12 protein-coding genes are annotated in these 20,572 nt (G+C 61.1%); 6 read left to right on the top strand and 6 right to left on the bottom strand.

The window, feature by feature from the left end:
• Positions 1–32: 32 nt before the first annotated feature.
• The 4 genes from A0257_17045 (at position 33) to A0257_17030 (ending at position 9,294) form a co-directional block, all read left to right on the top strand.
• A complete protein-coding gene (locus A0257_17045) occupies positions 33–3,110 on the top strand; it encodes a SusC/RagA family TonB-linked outer membrane protein (GenBank protein AMR28634.1) in 3,078 nt (1,025 codons plus the stop codon).
• A 41-nt stretch (positions 3,111–3,151) separates the two neighbouring features.
• Positions 3,152–4,561, top strand: coding sequence for a hypothetical protein (locus A0257_17040; GenBank protein AMR28633.1), 1,410 nt, complete (start codon positions 3,152–3,154; stop codon positions 4,559–4,561).
• 290 nt (positions 4,562–4,851) lie between these two features.
• The gene (locus tag A0257_17035; GenBank protein AMR29821.1) at positions 4,852–7,827 is read left to right on the top strand and encodes a SusC/RagA family TonB-linked outer membrane protein; all 2,976 of its coding nucleotides are present in this window, start codon (positions 4,852–4,854) and stop codon (positions 7,825–7,827) included.
• A gap of 21 nt (positions 7,828–7,848) precedes the next feature.
• On the top strand, positions 7,849–9,294 hold the full coding sequence (locus A0257_17030; protein AMR28632.1) for a hypothetical protein: 1,446 nt from the start codon (positions 7,849–7,851) through the stop codon (positions 9,292–9,294).
• Positions 9,295–9,450: 156 nt separating this feature from the next.
• Here the strand turns inward: A0257_17030 and A0257_17025 are convergent, their stop codons facing one another.
• From A0257_17025 to A0257_17015, 3 genes are all read right to left on the bottom strand, one after another.
• Complete coding sequence (locus A0257_17025) at positions 9,451–9,915, bottom strand: hypothetical protein (protein ID AMR28631.1); 465 nt, start codon at positions 9,913–9,915, stop codon at positions 9,451–9,453.
• A 224-nt stretch (positions 9,916–10,139) separates the two neighbouring features.
• Positions 10,140–12,287, bottom strand: coding sequence for a ferrous iron transporter B (locus tag A0257_17020; protein AMR29820.1), 2,148 nt, complete (start codon positions 12,285–12,287; stop codon positions 10,140–10,142).
• 51 nt (positions 12,288–12,338) lie between these two features.
• Positions 12,339–12,593 carry an iron transporter gene (locus A0257_17015; GenBank protein ID AMR28630.1) on the bottom strand — a complete coding sequence of 85 codons (255 nt, stop codon included), beginning with the start codon at positions 12,591–12,593 and terminating at the stop codon, positions 12,339–12,341.
• A gap of 259 nt (positions 12,594–12,852) precedes the next feature.
• Here A0257_17015 and A0257_17010 point away from each other — a divergent pair, with 259 nt between their 5' ends.
• Together A0257_17010 and A0257_17005 are read left to right on the top strand one after the other, a co-directional pair.
• On the top strand, positions 12,853–13,773 hold the full coding sequence (locus A0257_17010) for a hypothetical protein (GenBank protein AMR28629.1): 921 nt from the start codon (positions 12,853–12,855) through the stop codon (positions 13,771–13,773).
• 593 nt (positions 13,774–14,366) lie between these two features.
• The gene (locus A0257_17005; protein ID AMR28628.1) at positions 14,367–15,227 is read left to right on the top strand and encodes a hypothetical protein; all 861 of its coding nucleotides are present in this window, start codon (positions 14,367–14,369) and stop codon (positions 15,225–15,227) included.
• Between the two features lie 186 nt (positions 15,228–15,413).
• On the opposite strand, the gene A0257_17000 is transcribed toward A0257_17005, so the two are convergent.
• The 3 genes from A0257_17000 to A0257_16990 all read right to left on the bottom strand — a co-directional run bounded on the left by A0257_17000 (position 15,414) and on the right by A0257_16990 (position 20,322).
• Positions 15,414–16,094: a hypothetical protein gene (locus A0257_17000; protein ID AMR28627.1), complete on the bottom strand. Its 681-nt coding sequence runs from the start codon at positions 16,092–16,094 to the stop codon at positions 15,414–15,416.
• A 50-nt stretch (positions 16,095–16,144) separates the two neighbouring features.
• Complete coding sequence (locus A0257_16995; GenBank protein AMR28626.1) at positions 16,145–17,494, bottom strand: hypothetical protein; 1,350 nt, start codon at positions 17,492–17,494, stop codon at positions 16,145–16,147.
• Between the two features lie 182 nt (positions 17,495–17,676).
• Entirely contained in the window at positions 17,677–20,322 is a 2,646-nt protein-coding gene (locus A0257_16990) for a bifunctional UDP-N-acetylmuramoyl-tripeptide:D-alanyl-D-alanine ligase/alanine racemase (GenBank protein AMR29819.1), read from the bottom strand.
• Between the last annotated feature and the right edge of the window lie 250 nt (positions 20,323–20,572).

The following is a 20,572-nucleotide window of genomic DNA, read 5'->3' as shown; positions in this document are numbered from 1 at the left end:
ATTGCTTAAACACCCTTTAATCAACTTACCTTATGAGGAACATTTTTACTCCTTTACTGATGATGGCGGCTTTGCCGGCGCTGGCCCAGTCGCAGGTGGTGAATGGCCGCGTGACCGGCACCGACGGCAGCCCCGTGCCGGGTGCGACCATCGTGGAGCGCGGCACCACCAACGGCGTGACCAGCAACGCGGAAGGCAGCTTTTCGCTGGCGGTGCAGCCGGGCGCTATGCTGGTCATCAGCTCGGTAGGCTTTGCGTCGCAGACTATTGCCGTGAGTGGCCGCAGCCGCTTCGACGTGGTGCTGCAAAACTCGGCCACCGACCTGGCCGAGGCCGTGGTGGTGGGCTACGGCACCCAGACCAAGGCCGACCTCACGGGCTCGGTGGTGCAGCTCACGAGCAAGGACGTGGGCGACCAGCCGGTGCAGTCGTTCGAGCAGTCGATTCAGGGCAAGGCGGCCGGCGTATTTATCGAAAATAGCAGTGGCAAGCTGGGCCAGGGCATTCGGGTGCGGGTGCGCGGCGTGTCGAGCATCAGTGGCAGCGCGCAGCCGCTGTACGTGGTGGATGGCGTGCCGGTAGTGGCTGATAACCTGTCTTCTACCACGGCGGCTACCAATCCCATTGCCGACATCAACCCTAATGACATTGAGAGCATTTCGGTGCTCAAGGATGCTTCGGCCTCGGCCATCTACGGCTCGCGGGCTACCAACGGGGTAGTACTCATTACCACTAAGCGCGGTAAGGCGGGTGCCACACGCTTCAACGTGGGCATTCAGGGCGGCTTCAGTGAGCCCACGCACAAGCGCGACTTCCTGAACAGCCAGGAATACGTGATGCTGCTGACGGAGGCGCTGGTGAACCGCGGCGGCACTTTCGCCGTGCCAGCCAACATCGCGTCCCGCCTTAGTGGCTACGCGGGTGGGGCTACCGACCCGCTCACCTACGACACCAACTGGCAGGACCAGGTATTGCAACGGGCTGCTTTCCAGCAATATGACCTGAACGCCAGCGGCGGCACCGACAAAACGCGCTTTTACTTCTCGGGGCAGTACAGCAAGCAGAAGGGCATCCTCGTCAGCAACCAGTACGAGCGCATCGCTTCGCGCTTCAACCTCGACCACCAGGCTACGGAGCGGCTCTCGTTTGGCCTGAACCTGACGGCCACGCGGTCGGTGAACAACCGCCTACCCAACGACAACGCGTTCAGCACGCCCATGCAGATTGTGGCCCTGGCCCCGATTACGCCGCTCATTGACCCGCGCTCGGGGCAGCTGAGTGGGGCGCTGGACCCCACCACGGGCCAGCCCAACACTGGTACTAATGCTTTCCCTTTTTACTATAACCCGCTGCTGAGCATTCAGGGCGGCTCCTACGTGACTACGGTGTACCGGCTGCTGGGCAACGTGTATGCCCAATTGAAGCTGACCAAAGGCTTGGTGTTCCGCTCGGAGCTGGGCACCGATGTGCTCAATCAGAGCGAAGAGCAGTACCTGGGCCGCATTACCTCGCGCAACACGGGCAACACCAACGGCTTCGGCTACAATTCCAACCAGACCGACGCCAAGGTTATCGTCAACAACTACTTCTCCTATAAGAATATTTTCGCCGAAAAACACTCGCTGGAGTTGACGCTGGGCACGAGCTACGAGAGCTCCCGCATCACGGGCAATAGCGTGACGGGCACTCAGTTTGCCTCCGACTCGTACCGCACCCTCGACAACGCCGCCCAGATTACGGCCGGCACCTCGTTTACCACGAGCTACGCGCTGGTATCGTACTTTGCCCGTGGGGCTTACGCCTTTCAGGGCAAGTATCTGGTAGGGGCCAGCGCGCGCCTCGATGGCTCGTCGCGCTTCGGCGCGGAGCGGCGCTACGGCATTTTTCCAGCGGGCTCAGTGGGCTGGCTGCTTTCGGAAGAAGACTTTTTGAAGGGCAATACTACTTTGAGCCTGCTGAAGGTGCGCGCCAGCCTGGGCAAAACGGGCAACCAGAACTTCGGCAACTTCGCCTCGCGCAGCCTCTTCGCGGGCAACGCGGGCTACGTGGGCACGCCCGGCCAGAGCCCCTACCAGCTGGGCAACGACGTGCTGGGTTGGGAATCGACGGTGCAGTACGATGCTGGGCTGGAATACGGCTTGTTCAACAACCGCATCAGCGGCGAGGTCGATATCTACCGCAAGAACACGACCGGCCTGCTACTGTCGCAGCCGGTGCCGGGCACCTCGGGCTTCTCGGTGCGCAATGCCAACGTGGGCAGCCTGCGCAACCAGGGCCTGGAGCTGACGCTGACCACGCGCAATTTCGTGGGTGACTTCACTTGGACTACCAGCGTGAATGCCTCCGTCAACCAGAACAAGATACTGGACCTGGCCGGCCCCGCCATCCTGGGCAGCTTTTTGAACCGGGCGCAGGCGGGCCAGCCGCTGGGCGAGTTCGTGGGGCCTGAATACGCGGGCGTGGACCCCGCCAACGGCAACGCGCTCTACTACCTGAACACGACCAACGCCGACGGCACACTCAACCGTGGCACCACCACCAACATCAACCTGGCGACCAACGTGCCCATCGGCAACCCCAACCCGCGCTGGACGGGCGGCATCACGAACACCTTCACCTACAAGGGCTTCGACCTGACGGCCACGCTCGTGGGCGTGTTTGGCAACCAGATTTACGACGGGGGCGCGCCTTTCTTTTCGGCCAGCTTTAACAATGGCTACGACAACCAGACCCGCGACCAGCTCAACCGCTGGCAGAAGCCCGGCGACATTACGAACGTGCCCAAAGCCATCTACAACGGCGGCAACGGCACCGGGCAGTCGTCGCGCTTCGTGCAAAACGGCGACTACGGCCGCCTGCGCTCGGTGGTGTTGGGCTACAACCTGCCCAGCGCGCTGGCCAAGCGGGGCTTTCTGCAGTCGGCCCGCCTCTTCGTGCAGGGCTACAACCTGCTGACCTTCACCAAGTACACTGGCTGGGACCCCGAAGTGAGCACCGACTACGTGACGGGCACGGGCAACACCACTGCCAACAACATCAGCCAGGGCATCAGCTTCTACACCGCGCCGCAGGCGCGCACCTACACCGTGGGCCTCAACCTGGGTTTCTAGGTGCCGGCCGCTATCCTCCTTTACCTCTAGCTTTTTATCTTATGAAGAAAATCGTACCCGGACTGCTGACGGCAGTTCTGCTCCTGGGGGGCCTGGAGAGCTGCAACAACAAGCTCAACGTGCAGCCGGTCAGCTACATCGACACGACGCAGGCTTTTAATAATTCCAGCGACGTGCAAGCCGCGCTAGTGGGCTGCTACGCGGGCCTGCAAAGCGTGAACCTGTACGGCGGCTACCTCCAGCTGATGACCGACCTGCTGGCCGACAATGGCGACGAGAGCTTCGTGGGCACTTATACCCAGCCCCAGGAGGCCCAGCGCAAGACCCTGCTCATCACCAACAGCCAGATAAGCGCTACCTGGCTGAGCGCCTACGACGTTATCAACCGCACCAATAACGTGCTGGCCAACATTGGGAAGCTCGACACGCCGGCTCAGCAGGCCAGCGGCGAGGGCGAGGCCAAGTTCATCCGCTCGCTGGTTTATTTTGACCTGGTGCGCGCCTACGGCAAAGCCTGGAACGACGGCTCGCCCGCCAGCAACCCCGGCGTGCCGCTGGTGCTGGCCCCTACCCTCACCGTGACGGCCGAAAGCAACGTGAGCCGCAACACGGTAGCCGAGGTGTACGCGCAGGTTATCACTGACCTCACCGTGGCCGAGGCCAGGCTGACAACGGGCGGTGGCCTCAACTCTTTTTCGGCTACCCGCTACGCCTGCGCGGCGCTGCTGGCGCGGGTCTATTTGCAGCAGGGCAACTACCCGGCCGCGGCCGCCGCCGCCAACCGGGCGGTGAGCGCTACGCAGTTTGCGCTGAATAGCTTTTACGGAGCAAACTTTGGCTATAACCCGGCCAACGTGGCGACGGCGACCATTCCGATAACCACCAACACCAATACCATTGAGGACATTTTTACCATCCAAATCACGGCGCAAAGTGGTATCAATCAGCTGAATACGTTCTACGCCCGCAATCGCCGCGCCGACGTGACCATTCAGCCGCAGTTTCTCAGCCTTTTTGAAGCCGGCGACTCGCGCGCCCTGCTCTACACCACGCCAACGGCCACCGCGCCGGCCTACACCCGCAAGTACGACGCGCTGTATGGCAACATCAAGGTCATGCGCGCGGACGAAATGCTGCTAACCCGCGCCGAGGCCAACTTCCGGGCCGGCACCACGACGGGCGCTACCCCCCTGGCCGACATCAACGCCATTCGGGCGCGGGCTGGGCTACCCCCCCTCCCCACCGCGACGCTGGCCGCCATCCTGAAGGAGCGGCGCATTGAACTGGCCTTCGAGGGTTTCCGCCTCGGCGACCTTAAGCGTAACATGGAATCGACGGCCGACCCGCTCACCGGCGCGGCAATTACCTGGAATGCCAACCGCCTGGTATTTCCTATCCCCTTCCGCGAAATCAACGCCAACCCTAACCTGGTACAGAACGCCGGCTACTAAACGCCAGGTTTTCCGCGCAAAAAGCCTGCGACCAGCCAGTCGTGGGCTTTTTTATTTATAATCCGATAGTTACGTGAAGCTAGTGCTGAGCTATAAATTCATTTCAACTAATTATTACTAAAATGCTCACCCAGCATTCAGAAAAATAAACTTATTTGCGCCCACAAGGTCCCTTACAATTCCTTAACAGTAGCTTGGCTACTGGTTTTATTTCTCACTTTCAAACCGTCTGTATGAACAGAAAATCGTTTACTCCCGTGCGGGTATTGCTATTGCTGCTGGGCTGGCTGATGGCTCTGCAGGTCGCGGCCCAGACGCGCGCCATTAGTGGGCACGTGGCGGGTTCCGATGCGGGCTCGCTGCCGGGCGCTACCATCGTGGAGCAGGGCACCATCAACGGCACCACCAGCGGCGCCAATGGCAACTTTCAGCTGACTGTGCAGCCCAATGCCAAGCTCATTATCAGCTCTATCGGCTACGCGACCCAGACGCTGCCGGTGGGCAGCCAGACCACCTTCAACATTATGCTGTCGGCCAGCGCTACTTCGCTTGATGAGGCGGTGGTGGTGGGCTACGGCACCCAGAGCAAGGCCGACCTGACCGGGGCGGTGACGCAGCTTTCGGGCAGCGTGGTGCAGAACCAGCCGGTGCAGTCGTTCGAGCAGTCCATTCAGGGCCGCACGCCGGGGGTAGTAATTAACCAGGGCAGCGGCAAGCTGGGCCAGGGCCTCAACATTCAGGTGCGCGGCACCTCGTCGGTGTCGGCCTCCAACCAGCCGCTGTACGTGATTGACGGCATCCCGGTGACTTCGCAGGACCAGTCGCAGGCCAGCACCGAGCCGCTGAACCCACTGGCCGACCTCAACCCCAACGACATCGAGAGCATCAGCATTCTGAAAGATGCCTCGGCCTCGGCCATCTACGGCTCGCGGGCCTCGAACGGGGTTATCATCATTACCACCCGCAAGGGTAAGCAGGGCAAAACCAAGGTAACGGCCGGCTACTACTACGGCATCAGCGCGCCCACCCGCCAGCGGCAGTTTCTGGATGCCTCGCAGTATAATGAGCTGCTGGGCGAGGCGCTCATCAATGGTGGCTACGCCAAGCAGGCTACCCTGCCCCGCGCGTTCACCAGATTTTTTGGGCTTGACTACAATTCGCCCTACAATACTAACTGGAGCGACCAGGCTTTCCGCAACCTGGGCAAATACAAGCTCTTTGGCGGGGCCAACGTGGCGCAGTATGACTTTAGCGTGAGCGGCGGCGATGCCAAAACGCGCTTCTACCTCAGCGGCACCTTTAACGACCAGAAGGGTATTATCGTGGGCAACCGCTTCCGGCGGGGTAGCCTGCGCCTGAACATCGACCACAGCATCCTGGACAACCTGAAGGTGGGATTCAATACCTCGCTGGCCCGGACCGTGAACGACCGGGTGGCGGGCGACAATGACTTCTCTAACCCCTTGCAGCTCAATGCCCTGGCCCCTACCCAGCCGGTATACGACCCGGCCACGGGCCTGCTCAACGCCCAGACCATCTACTACAACGCCCTGATTGACCAGGAGCTGGGTATGAACCGCGCCGGCACCTACCGCTCGTTCAGCTCGGCTTACCTCAACTTTACGCCGATGAAGGGCCTGACGCTGCGCACGGAAGTGGGCGGCGACTTTCTGGACCTGAACGAAGACCTGGTGCGCAGCGCCGGCACCCAGACCGGGGCCGCCACCGGCTACGCCTTCAGCGCGCAAAGCCAGGTAGTTAACTACACCAATAATAACACGGCCACCTACGCCCGCGATTTTGGCGACCACCACGTCGATGTGCTGGTGGGTGAGTCGTACCAGCGCTCCGACTCGCGCGTGACTTCGGCCGAAGGCCGGGGCTTCCCCACTAGTGACTTCACGCGCATCAACAGCGCGGCCGTGAAAACGGGCGGCTCGGGCTCGTCGGGCACCGGCTATTCCATTCTGTCGTACTTCGCCCGCGTCAACTACGCTTTTCAGAACAAGTACCTGCTCAGCGGCAGCGTGCGGGAGGATGGCTCGTCGCGCTTTGGCACGGAGCGGCGCTACGGCACCTTCGGGGCGGGCTCCATCGGCTATTTGCTGTCGGAGGAGAGCTTTTTGAAGGGCAACACCCTCATCAACTACCTCAAGGTGCGGGCCAGCTTCGGCCTCACCGGCAACGCTGAGATTGGCAACTTCTCGTCGCGCAGCCTGGTTTCGGCCCTACCCTACGCCGACCAGTCGGGTACGTTTATCGGGTCTGCCCTCGGTGACCCGACCCTGACCTGGGAAAACACCAAGCAGACCGACCTGGGCGTGGAGTTCGGCTTTCTGCAAAACCGCATCACGGGTGAAGTGGACCTGTATCAGAAGCAAACGGACAAGCTGCTGCTCAGCCGCCCGCTGCCCCTGACCAACGGCTTCAGCACCATTACGCAAAACGTGGGCGGGCTGCGCAACCGGGGCCTGGAAATTGCCCTGAACGGCCGCATCCTGGACGGCGACTTTAAGTGGAGCGTGGGCGGCAACATGTCGTTCAACCGCAACCTGATTACCTCGCTCGCTACCCCCATCATTCCGGGCGGTGCCATCATCAGCCGCGTGCAGCAGGGCGAGCCGCTGGGCGTGTTCTACACCAAGCGCTACGCGGGCGTTGACCCCGCCAACGGCGACGCGCTCTACACCCAGGCCGACGGCTCGGCCAGCAACAACTACGGCGCGGCCCCCGATATGAAAGTGGGCAACCCCAACCCCAAGTTTACGGGCGGCGTGAACACCACGGCCAGCTTCAAAGGCTTCGATTTGAGCGCGCTGGGGCAGTTCAGCTACGGCAACGACATCTACAACGCGGCCGGCGTGTACCAGTCCACGGGCTTCAACAACTACCTTGATAACCAGACCATTGACCAGCTCAACCGCTGGCAGAAGCCGGGCGACATCACCAACATCCCCAAGTCGAGCTTTGGCTCGGGCAACGGCACTGGCAACTCGTCGCGCTTTGTGCAGGATGGCTCGTTTTTCCGCGTCAAGAACGTGACGCTGGGCTACAACCTGCCCGCCGACCTGGTGAAGCGCGGCTACCTGCAAACGGTGCGCATCTACCTCACGGCCCAAAACCTGGCTACTTTTACCAAGTACACCGGCTACGACCCCGAGGTGAATACGTTCGGTCTGGGGGCCAATATCATCGCGCTGGGCCACGACTTCTACACGCCGCCACTGGCCAAAACCTTCCTCATTGGGGCCAACCTGGGATTTTAACCGCTTGTTCAGTCGCTACTTATGAAAAATATTCTTGTTAAATCAGCCTTGGCGCTGACGCTCGGCCTGAGCCTGGCGGCGTGCAAGGACGCGCTCGACATCGCGCCGCAGCAGAGCATTGACCTTTCCACCGCCTTCAACACGTCGCAGAAGGTGGGCGCGGCCGTTGTTGGCTGCTACGCGCAGCTCGACAATTCCAACCTCTACGGCACGGACCTCATTCTGGTGCCCGAGCTGATGGCCGGCGATGGCTACATCACCTGGCAGGGTTCGTTTCAGAACTACGCGCAGCTGGCCTACCATAATCAGAATTCGCGCATCAGCAACGCGCTGGAAATCTGGCGCGCGGCCTACGCCAATATCAACCAGACCAACCTGGTGCTGGCCAACCTGGCCGTGGTGAGCGACACCGCCCAGCGCCAGCAGTTCCGGGGTGAGATGCACTTTATCCGGGCGGCTATGTACTTCGAGCTGGTGCGCCTGTATGCCCAGCAGTACCAGCCGGGCGGCGGCAACAATCAGCCGGGCGTGCCCCTCAACCTGAGCGCGAACAACGACATTGCCCAGGCCAACAACACGCCGGCCCGCGCCACCGTGGAGCAGGTGTATGCGCAGGTAGTGAGCGACTTGCAGGCAGCCATAAAAGGCCTGCCCGCGCTCAACGTCACCCGCGCCTCCTCGTACTCGGCCGAGGCGCTGCTGGCGCGCGTGTATTTGCAGCAGGGCAACTTCCTGGCCGCCCGCGCCGCCGCCAACGATGTGATTACCAACAGCGGTGCGTCGCTGGCCGGCACGCTGGGGGCCGTGTTTGCCAACCGCAACAGCGCCGAAAGCCTGTTTGAGATTCAGCAAAACGACCAGAACAATGCCGGCACCGCCAACAGCGGCCTGGCCACGTTCTTCGCCGGCTATAGCCCTACCGGCGACCAGGGCATCCTGTATGGCCGTAGCGATGTGCAGGTGGACAGCAGCTTTGCGGCGCTCTATGGCCCACCGACTGGCCCCGACGTGCGCGGCACTGATTATCTCCCCATCCTGCAAACCAAGAAGCTCATTTACCTGAGCGACGGCAATAACCGGGCGGGGCAGCTGCGCACCATTAAGTGGCGCACCTACGGCCAGGATATTCCCCTCATTCGCCTGGCCGAGATGTATCTCATCCGGGCCGAATGCGATATTCGGGCTGGCAAATCGGGCGATGCGGACATTAACCTGGTGCGGCAGCGCTCGCGGGCTACCCCCATCACCGGGGCTGCGCTCAGTGATGTGCTGCTGGAACGGCAGCTGGAGCTGGCCTTCGAAGGCTTCCGGCTCTACGACCTGAAGCGGACAAATGGCATAATAGCCGCCGCCGACCCGGCCAATAACATTCCGGCCATTAACGCGAACGACCCCATTGAAATAATGCCAATTCCCTACCAGGAAATCAACACCAACACGAATCTGGTTCAAAACCCCGGCTACTAGTCAGTAGCAGCCGGGCCATCCATAAGAAGGACCCGCGCCGGTGGCGCGGGTCCTTTTTTATTTCCTGCCGAAGTAGGGTGCGGGGCTTGTCTCCGCCCGTCGTTGAACAGTTCACGCCGGGTTCGTTCAACGACGGGCGGGGGCAAGCCCCGCACCCTACTCGTTGTCGGGCCGGTCGAAGTCCAGGTCGCGGGCCAGGTCCACGGCTTCCTGCTGCACCTGGGCGAGCAGGTCAGGCGCGTCGGCGTCGAGGGTGCGGGCAAAAAGGTCGAGCAGCGCCTCGCCCTCGTCATTGACGTAGAGGTTGGTATAAATCTGCTCAAACAGCTTGTTTTCTTTGCCAATCTGCTGGTCGATATCCGGCGGCGACTGGGCCGTGTTGAGGGCGCGGTGCAGCACATCGGCGGCGCGGCGGGCCTCGTCGTGGTCGCCTAGGTCGCTAAGCAGACGCAGCAGGCTGGTCGCCACGCCCAAGCGCCACTGCTCAAACCGAAAAGGCTGCTCGCGCGGCGTTGCCTGTTCAAAGGTGGGGTAGGCGGCCAGCGTAGCCGGCGTGAGGTAGTGCGCCTGGTCGGCGGGCGTGCGGAAAGCGAGGCGCAGCAGGGTTTCGTAGGTGGTCATTAATCGCGGATTAAGCAGATGGCGCGGATTTCGCGGATTCGGGCGGCGCGGGTTTGCTGTAAGTAGTAGTGCGTTTTAGGGTTGGCAACGGGGAGTAGCGCGAACTTTGTAGTTCGCGTCCCTGCGCCGTTAAAGCCAGTATAGCGGCGCGGAGACGCGAACTACAAAGTTCGCGCTACTCCCCGTTGCGTAATATCAGTTACTAAACGTTTTACGACCCATTTTTAGCTACCCCAAACCTGCCACACAAACAGCGAGGCCACGTAGGCCAGGCCGGTCATGTACACGAGCTGACCCAGGGGCCAGCGCCAGCTTTTGGTTTCGCGATACGTCACGGCCAGCGTGCTCATGCACTGCATGGCAAACACGTAGAACACCAGCAGCGACAGCGCCCGCACCGGCGTGAAAAAAGGCCGGCCCTGCGCGTCTTTTTCAGTGGCCAGCTTCTGTTGCACCGTGCCGAGGTCAGCATCCTGGCCCACGCTGTAGATGGTGCTCATGGTGCCCACAAATACCTCGCGGGCGGCGAAGGAGGTAAGCAGCGCGATACCGATTTTCCAGTCGAAGCCCAGCGGCCGGATGGCCGGCTCGATGACGTGCCCAAAGGCCCCGGCGTAAGAGGTTTCGAGGCGGGCCGAGGCTTCGCGGCGCTCGGCTTCGGCGGCGGGCCAATGCTGGGCGGCGGCCTGCTGCTGCACCTGCGCGGCGGCCTGGTTCTGGCGCTGGCCGGGGCCATAGCTGGCCAACACCCAGAGCAGCACCGAGATGGCGATAATCACTTTGCCGGCCTGCGTCACGAAGGTCCTGACCTTTTCCACGATGGTCAGGCCCACATTTTTCCAGCGCGGCCAGCGATATACCGGAAATTCCATGATAAAATAGCTGCGCTCGCGGGCCTTGAGCACCACCTTCAGCGCCAGCGCCGAGAGCAGCGCCGAGCCCAGGCCCAGCAGATAAAGGCCCATCAGCACCAAGCCGCGCATGTTGAAAATGCCCAGCCACGACTCGTCGGGCACCACTAGCGCCACCAGCACGGTATAAACCGGGATGCGCGCCGAGCACGACATAAGCGGCGTCACGAAAATGGTCAGCATCCGGTCCTTCCAGCTCTCGATGGTGCGCGCGCCCATGATAGCTGGCACTGCACAAGCCAGCCCCGAAATGAGCGGCACCACGCTCTTGCCGCTCAGCCCGAATGGTCGCATCAGCTTGTCCATGAGGAAAGTAACGCGGGCCATATAGCCCGTTTCCTCCAGCACCGCCAGAAAGGCGAAGAGCAAGGCAATCTGCGGAATAAAAATCAGCACGCCGCCCAGGCCGGCAATCACGCCCTCGGTGAGCAGCCGCACCAGCGGCCCGTGAAACCGCGCCTGAATGGCCGCGCTCAGCGCCGTGATGCCCTGGTCAATCCAGTCCATCGGGTACTGCGCCCAGGCAAAAATGGCCTGAAACAGCAGAAATAGAATAGCCAGAAAAATAACGTAGCCAAACACGCGGTGCGTCAGCACCTTATCGATGCGATTGGAGGCCGGCTCGCGGCGCTCGGTGCGCGTCACGGTCACCACCTCCAGCAGCAGCTCGTTGATGTGGGCGTAGCGGCCCACCGTTTCGGCCGCCTGCTGGGCCGTCGAGTCAAACTCGTAGCGCTCAGTCAGCTCCTGCAAATAGTCGCGGTCGGCCTCGCCCAAAAAGTGCAGCTGCCGAAACTGGTGCGCGTAGTGCAGCGCCAAGTAGTCGTTGGGCAGGTCGAAATGCGCCCGGATTTCGGCCAGCATTGGCCGCAGCGCGGCCTCGGGCTGCCAAAAGCGGCCGGCCGGCGGCGCGGCGGCCAGGCGGTCGGCCATCAGAATGCGCAGCGCCGCCAGCCCTACCCCCTTGCGGGCGTTCATAGGCACCACGGGCACGCCCAGCTCACGCTCCAGCGTCACCACATCCAGCTGAATGCCGCGCTCGGCGGCCACGTCGGTCATGTTCAGGGCCAGAATGGCGGGTAGGCCCAAGTCGGCGAGCTGCGAAAACAGCAGCAGGCTGCGGCGCAGGTTGCTGGCATCCACCGTCACCACCACAAAATCGGGGTAGTCGGCCGAGAGCGGATTATAGAGCAAATCAGCAATCACGCGCTCATCGAGGCTCTTGGGGTAGAGCGAGTACGTGCCGGGCAGGTCCACCACCTCGGCCCGGCGCTGCCCGCCCAGCTGCGCAATGCCAGTTTTGCGGTCCACCGTCACGCCGGGGAAATTTCCCACTTTCTGGTTGAGGCCCGTGAGCTGGTTGAAAAGCGACGTTTTGCCCGAGTTGGGGTTGCCGATGAGGGCCAGGCGGGGTAGGCGCTCCGGGCTGGGGGCGACGTTTCCGGCACCGGGTTGCGGCACTACCGGCCGCGCATGCTGCGTAGCACCCGCCATAGCGTAAAAAGCTCTTAGTTAATCCTTCAGCTGAATAGTTAGCGCCTCGCTCACGCGCAGCGACAGCGTGTATTCCTCGTCGCCCAGCACCAGCATCAGCGGGTCGCCGAGGGGCGCGCGGCCCACCAGGCGCACCTGCGTGCCCGGAATGCAGCCCATTTCGAGCAGTTTCAGGGCCATTTGTGGGTCTTTGAGGCAGCACACGGTGGCAGTTTCGCCCCGCTTCAGGTCGTTGGCGGTGCGGCGAGCAGGAGCCGGCTGCGAAGCAACCACGGGAGCAGCGGAACGACGAAAGAAGGCCACGGGCGAAGGACTGAGGTTATTTAGATTTAGTTCAAACAAAGATACGAGCGTTTGGTTGGCGCGGCTATTCCCTATCCCCTCTTTTTTGCCCGAAAGCACCGGATAAGTTGTAATCAATCGGCATTTTTTGGTATGTATCTGCGATAGCTAAAACAAGCTAACTGAACATGGTTGGCACTTTAAAATTTCCACCTATTTTTGCATTAGTCAGTCTAAATTCTACCTACAAATGTTAAAACGCCTACTTTATTTTGCATTATTTTTATGCACTACTAGCGGGGTCGCACAAGCGCAAACCGCTGCCTCGCCGGCTGCCACCATGCTCGCCGGCAAAATCATCGACAAGGCCACCAAAGAGCCGTTGCCCTTCACTTCGCTCAGCCTGAAAGAAGAGCAGACCGGTGCCCTCAGCAATGAGTTTGGGGTGTTTCAACTGCCTGGGCCATCAAAAGGCGAAACCGACTCGCTCATTGTGATGGCGCTGGGTTATGAGCACCTAGCCATCGCGGTGCAGCGGGGCAAGCCAATGGCTAATATGGTGCTGGAGGTGAGCCGCCGGGCCATCGCCCTGCAAGCCGTAGTAGTGAAGGGCGGCAAGGTCAAAAACCTGGGCCTGGGTGCCACTGCCAACCGCCCCAGCGAGGGCCTGATGCAAGGCCAACCCGGTAGCCAATGCGCCTTTTTTGTGAAGAATGACAAGAATAAGCGCCTGGGCAATATCCGCTCGGTATCGTTCTACATCGGCGAAAATGGCTTCCCGCGCGAACCCTTCCGCGTGCGCCTCTACAAGGCCGACGGCAACTACAACGCGCCCAGCACGGACATTCTCACCGACAACGTGGTAGTGTCGGCCCCCCAGGGCGGCCAGTGGTACACCGTGGACCTGACGCCCTACAACGTGGTGGCGCCGGAAGAAGGCTTCTTCGTGGCGATGGAATGGATTGTGAGCGGCGATAAGTTCTTCAATACCAACTTCATGGACGAGAGCTACACGCCCTACGGCCAGATTATGCGCCCCACCTTCGAATTCAAGGAAAGCCGCACCTGGAACTTCAGCATCGGCAAGGGCTGGACGCTGCTCACGATGGCCACGTCGGCCGGCCAGCACTACAATGCCATGATTAAGGCCGAAGTTGACATGATTAAATAAGCGCGTCGCTTATCCAGAATAGCCGTGATAAGTAGCTCGTAGCGGCTGAAAAACGGGAAATTAGTAAGTGGTTTTAGAAGGTGAATTATCGCTAACAGCTATGCGCTAGCAACTTATTACTAGTGAAGATTATTACTTTCTTATTTATTTTTAATACTAACTAAGTAGTGTTGCATTCAATTGAATTAACGCGTGAATTAACCTAGTAATAATTGCCCTGCTTTGCTGGCATTAGTCGGTCGAAGCAGGGCAGCCATCATTCACAAGCTTGGCCTTAAAGTTGAGAGGCAATCTCAGTGAATGAGCCAGCTTATTGATACCAATTATTATTATAAAAATACCATTTAAATTATTTTTAGTTAGTGACGATTACTAGCGCTGTTCGTTTTTTAAAAGCTGATAGTTTTTTTTGCTTTTTATTATTATTTGCTCATTTTCAATTATTTAATGGGCTTGTTTCAAATTTGAATTAAAATTTTTATTCTTTCCGCCTTGCATACACATGCTGGCGATTAAATTTGTAAACCGGAGTTTTATCCATTTTCCTTTTCTCTATGCTTAAGCGTTTACTAGTACTTTTATTAGCCGCAAACTTGTGGCCTGCACTCAGCTGGGCGCAGCAGGAGGGCCGCATTACGGGCCGCATAGTGGATGAAAAGACGCAGGACCCTATTCCTTTCGCTTCCATTAACCTGCGGGAAGAACAGACCGGTGCTCTCACCAACGAATATGGCTATTTTCAGCTGGCCATGCCCACCAAGGTGACCGAAGACTCGATTATCGTGATGGCGCTGGGCTACAAGCGAACGGCCTTATTTGTGAAGCGCGGCACCAACATGGAGGAAGTTATTCTGCAGCTGCCCCGGCAGGCTATTGCGCTGTCCAACGTGCAGATTGAGGCCAGCAAAGTGCGTCCCCTGACGCTGGGTGCGCACTCCAACTCGCCGGGCGCGGGCATGATTCAGGGCATGCCCGGCAGTCAGTACGCGTTTATGTGCAAAAACGAGAAGTCGAAGAAGCTGGGTGCCATTCGTTCGGTGTCATTCTACATTGGCGAAAATGGCTTCCCGCGCGAGCCCTTCCGGGTGCGGATTTACAAAGCCAACGGTAACTATAATGCTCCCAACGAGGACATGCTCACGGAGAGCGTTATCGTATCGGCGGCGCGCGGCGGCGAGTGGTTTACGGTCGATTTATCGCCCTACAACCTGATGGCACCGGAAGAAGGCTTCTACGTGGCAATGGAGTGGATTGTGAGCGGCGACAAGTTCTACACCACCAACTTCATGGACAACTATACGCCCTACGGCCAGATTCTGCGCCCTACGTTCGAGTTTAAGGACAGCCGCACCTGGAGCTATGCCATCGGCCGGGGCTGGAACCTGGTAACGCTCGCCAACAATGGCTCGCGCTTCAATGCCATGATGCGCGCCGAGGTGGATGCGTACAAATAAGAATCACTGATTACGCTGATTTTAGCGGATTTCACGGATTTTGTGAACGTCCTGCTAACGTAAAAAGGCCACCCAACCGGGTGGCCTTTTTACGTTAGCTTCAACTTCATCAAGCACCAAATGGATGTAGTAGCGCGCGGCCAACGCCGTCCACAAAATCCGTGAAATCCGCGTAATCCGTGATTCTTATTTGATGCGCACGGCTATTTCGACGCGGCGGTTTTCCTGGCGACCGCTGGGGGTAGCGTTGCTGGCTACGGGCTGGGTTTCGCCAAATGCCTCGGTGCTAAGGTGGTCGGCGGCCATTTTATCGGTCGCGACGAGGTAGTTTTTGACGGCCTCGGCGCGCTGCTTACTCAGGTCACGGTTGTAGCTTTTGTCGCCGCGCGAATCGGTAAAACCAAGCACGCGCACGTCCTTGCCAGAGTAGCGTTTGTTGATGGAAGCGCTGATTTGCTTTAAAGCTTCAGCAGCGGTGGGCTTAACCACGGCTTTGCCAGTGTCGAACAGCACTTTTTCATCTACCCCATAAATCTGGTAGTTTTCGTTGCCGCGCACTGTCACCCCCGACAGGTTTACTTCCGGCAGCTTCACATCGGCCAACTTGGCCTTGGTCACGTCGAAGGCATCGCTAACGGCGCTGCCAGCTTTGCTGGCCGCGCTATCGACCGAGGTGGCGGCGTTGCTGGCAACCTCGCCCACGGTGGCCCCGGTGCGGGCTACCACGGCGGTGTCGGCGGTAGCATCGCCGAGGGTGGTTTTTTCGTCCGATTTTTTAAGGTTATTGCAGCTGGCGAGCAGCAAAACAGCTGCGAGCAGCGGGTAGGTTACTTTGGTCATGAGGGGTAAGAAGAGCATGAAGGCCAATGGTGGCCGTGAAAGAGCATATTTATACGTGCGCGGTGCGACAATGTTGGCTACTTGCCGACCTGGGCCATTATCCAGGCGCGGATAGTCTCTTCGGCAGCCGGCGAGAAATTGGGTTGCGACTGGCCGCTCACGATGGGCCACTGCTCGGGGTCGGGCTGAAACAAATGATTGACACCCGGCAGCTTGCGCGTCGTAACGGCCTTGTCAGTTTTCAGCGCTTTGGTGAGCGCGGCCAGGTTGGCATCCACGTTGAGGGTCTGGTCGGCGCTGCCGTAGAGGAGCAGCACGGGGCAGGTAACGGTCGCAATTCCCGCAGACGGTTCGAACGATAAAAGGGAGCGGTAGCTGGTCGATACCATCTCGGTGGCCCGTGCCTGGATGGTTGCCTCGTCGAGCACGGGGTTGTCTTTGCGTAGATTATTGGCCACGATAATCCGCGCCTGGCTGTTGTTAATCGTTTGCCGAATCACGTCGATTATCGCCTGCTGGCGCTTGATGGTGGCGGCCAGCTGGCCCGGCATAGTCTGCATGCTGACCAGCGTGGCTTCCTGCCGGTGCAGGGCAATTTCGGCACCCGGCAGGCCGTAGGGGGCCAGCCCAATTACGAATGCGGGCGGCTGGAGCTGCGCGGCAGCCAGCAGGGCCACGTTGCCGCCCTCGCCGTGGCCAATCAGCCCCACGTGGCTTTGGTCGAGTTCGGGGCGGGTGCGTAAAAAGTTGAGCGCCGCCTGCGCGTCGCTCACCAGCGCCGCCGTAGTGGTGGCCGCCGCGCCGGTCGATTCCCCCACGCCCCGGTCGTCGAAGCGCAGCACCGCTACCCCCCGCCGGGTGAGGTAATCGGCCAGCCAGCCCATTGGCCCAAAATCGCCCACGGTCCCGTTGCGGTCCTGCGAGCCCGCGTCGCTGAGCAGCACCACGGCCGGAAACGGCCCCGGCCCGGCCGGCACCGTGAGCATGCCCGCCAGGCGCGCGTTGGCCACCTGGTTGTCCAGCGTCACGTTTTCTTCGCGGTAGGGCGGCGTGAGGCGCACTTTGGCCCCGGCGGCCACGGTGGGCAAGGCGCTGTGCACCAAAGTAAGCGGCGCATTAAAGCCCGGCTGCTGCCAGGTGCCTTGCAGCTGGGTGCCATCGACCAGCATGCGGCCGGTGAAGCGACAGTCTGCCTCAGCCGATAAAAACACGACCGTATCGGCGCGCGTCGTCACCGTCACGGCCAGGCGGCTCACCTTTTGCATGGGCACGTCGAGGGTGGCGAAGTAGTCGCCGCTGCTGAGCTTCACCAGGCGAAAAATAACTTCGAGCTGGCCACCAGGCAGCTTCAGCGGCCCTTTCCAATAGCCGTCGAGGGGCGTTCCGGGCGGGCGGCCAGCGCCGTGGCCAGGCAAGGCAAAAGTCAATAACAGGACTAAAAACCCGTAAAAAATAGTTCGAACAGTAATCATTATAAAGGGCAAATAGGATGCTTAGCTAGGTGGGAAACGGTAATACCCATACAAATTTATTCAGGAGCCGGCTAACCGCATCCGCCTACCCCCTCTCAAGCGCGCAAGTGCCCCGCACGCAAAAAAAGTACCAGTAGCTATTCGCTCACGAACACGCGCTTCACGCGCTCGCTCACGTTGGTGAGCAGCTCGTAGGGAATGGTGCCAATGCGGGCGGCCAGCTCGGTGATGCCCAGCCCCTCGCCGAAGACGATGGCCACGTCGCCGGGCCGGGCCTCGGGCACGTCGGTCACGTCCACCATCACCATATCCATGCACACCGAGCCCACCACCGGCGCGCGGCGGCCGTGCAGCAACACGATGCCCCCGCCGCTGCTGAAGCGCCGGTCGTAGCCGTCGGCGTAGCCGATGGCCAGCGTGGCCACCCGGCGCTCGTGGGCGGTGGCCGCGCCCCGGCGGCCGTAGCCCACGGTGGTGCCGGGGGGTAGGGTTTTTATCTGGGAGATGGTGGTTTTCAAGGTGCTTACGGGCCGCAGATTGCGCGCGTCCTCGGCCCCGGCCTCCACGCCGTAGAGGCCCACGCCGAGGCGCACCATGTCGAGCTGCGCTTCCGGAAAGCGCCGGATGCCCGCCGAATTGAGCACGTGCTTGATAGCCGAATAGCCCAGCACTTCTTCAATGGCGGCGGCCATGCGCCCGAAAGTGGCGAGCTGCCCGCGGGTAAAATCGTCGTGGGCCGGGTCATCGGCGGCGGCCAGGTGGGTCATGATGCCGGCCACCGGCAGGGCGGCGCGGTGGGCCGCCAGCAGGGCCAATAATTCAGGCAATTCTTCCTCCGAAAAGCCCAGGCGGCGCATCCCGGTGTCGAGCTTGAGGTGCAGGGGGGGTAGGGAGCCGGCTTCGTCCTGGGCAGCTTCGCGGGCGGCTTGCAGATAGTCGCGCAGGCGCTCCAGGGAGTAGATTTCGGGCTCCAGGCGGTAGCGCCGCAGCTGGCCGAAGCTGTCGGGGCCGGGGTTCAACACCATGATGGGCAGGCTGATGCCGTTGTCACGCAGCTGCTGGCCTTCGTCGGCGTAGGCCACGGCCAGGTAGTCGGCCCGCTGAAATTCGAGCAGGCTGGCCACTTCATACGAGCCGCTGCCGTAGGCAAACGCCTTGACCATCACCATCAATTTAGTACCCGGCCGCAGCTGCTGGCGGTAGTACTGCAAGTTGTGCGTCAGCGCGTCGAGGTTCACCTCCAGCACTGTGCCGTGCTGCGCCTGCTGCAAGGCCGCCACCACGCGCTCAAAGCCGAAGCGCCGCGCTCCTTTAATAAGGATGGTTTCGTTCTGAAAATCACCCGGCCGCAAGTCGGCTAACAGGGCCTCGGTGGTGGGGTAGGTTTTAGTTAAGAGTTGAGAGTTGAGAGTGAAGAGTTTTTGATTGAACTCAGTCTGGCCGCTTATTTCTGCTTTATAACTTCCAACTTTTAACTCTTCACTCTTAACTCTTAACTCATAACTCAACTCCTCCCCTACCCCAATGAGCCGCGTCACGCCGTGGGCGCGCACCAGGGCCGCCACGCGGGCATACAGCTCCGCGCCGCTGAGGCCCGATTCGAGCACGTCGCTGAGGATGAGGGTGCGGCCGCCGGGGCGGGCCTGGCGGCTCAGCGCATCGAGGGCCAGCGAGAGGCCGGCGAGGTCGTTATTATAGGTGTCGTCGAGGAGGTAGCAGCCGTGGCGGCCGGCCTTCATTTCGAGGCGCATGGCCACCGGGTGCAGGCGCAGCAGGCGGCGCTGGATTTCGGCCGGGGCCAGGGCGGTGGCGGGGCTCAATTGCCGCCACAGCAGCACGGCCAGGCAGTGCAGCGCGTTCTCCACCGACGGCTCATCGGCGAAGGGCAGCGTGAAGCGCGCGGCGGCCCGGCCGGCCAGGTGCCCGGCCGGAAAGTGGGCGGTGGCGGCCGCGTCGCCGAGCCGCACGCGCACGATGGTGGTGCCGGCCGGGGTGGCTTTGAGCCGAAAGCGCAGGCTCGCGCCGGGCGCGTCGCGGCGCGTCCAGGCCAGGGCGGGCAGGGCGCGGGCCTGCACGGCGGCGGCCACGGCCGGCTGGTCGGCGCAATACACCAGCAGCTCGAAGCCGGACAATTCAAAGAGTTGCAGCTTCTCGCCCAACTTTTCATTTTCCGAAGCAAAACCCGCGTCGTGGGCCGTGCCGAGGGTCGTGAAAATGCCGTGCGTGGGCCGGATAATATCGGCCAGCCGCTGCATCTCGCCGCGCTCCGAGATGCCGGCCTCGAAGATGCCCAGCGTGTGGCGGCCGGGGGCCAGCTCCCACACGCTCAGCGGCACGCCCACCTGCGAGTTGTAGCTCTTGGGCGAGCGGCAGATGTCCTCATCGGGGGCCAGCAACTGGGCCAGCCATTCCTTTACGATGGTCTTGCCGTTGGAGCCCGTGATGGCCCACACCGGCCCCGCGAACGCCGCCCGGTGCCGCGCCGCCAGCGTCTGCAAGGCCACCAGAGTATCCGGCACCAGCACGAAGCCCGCGCCCGCGAACGCTTCCAGGCTGGCGGGGGGGTAGGCGACCACGAACAGCCGCACGCCCTTGGCATACAGCGCCGCCAAGTGGTGGTGGCCGTCGTGGTTGGGGCCGCGCAGGGCGAAGAACACGGCCCCCGCCGTGAGACCCACGCGGCGGCTGTCAAGCAGCAGCGTGGCTACCTCAGCATCCAGGGCGGGCGCGAGTAACAGCGTGCCGCCGAGCAGGGGGGGTAGGGCAGAAAAAAGAATGGGCATGGCCCGGCAAAGGTCGGGACGCGCGGCGGCGCGGGCGGCGGCCGCCGGCAACTACCAGGCAAAAGATAGCCCGTCACCCGCGGTGCGGCCAGCCGACAGCCGTTAGTGCGTTACCAAATAGAATTTGTGGGGACCCGAGTAGGATTTGTGGGGACCCGAGTATAATTTTCGGGGGACCGAGTAGGATTTGCGAAGGACCGATGAGTGATTGCGGGAACCCGAGTAGGATTTTCGAAGGGCCGACGAGGGA

The organism is Hymenobacter psoromatis, assembly GCA_001596155.1.
Lineage (GTDB): Bacteria > Bacteroidota > Bacteroidia > Cytophagales > Hymenobacteraceae > Hymenobacter.
Note: the sequence above shows the minus strand (reverse complement) of the source record. Positions and strands in the feature narration are given on the sequence as shown.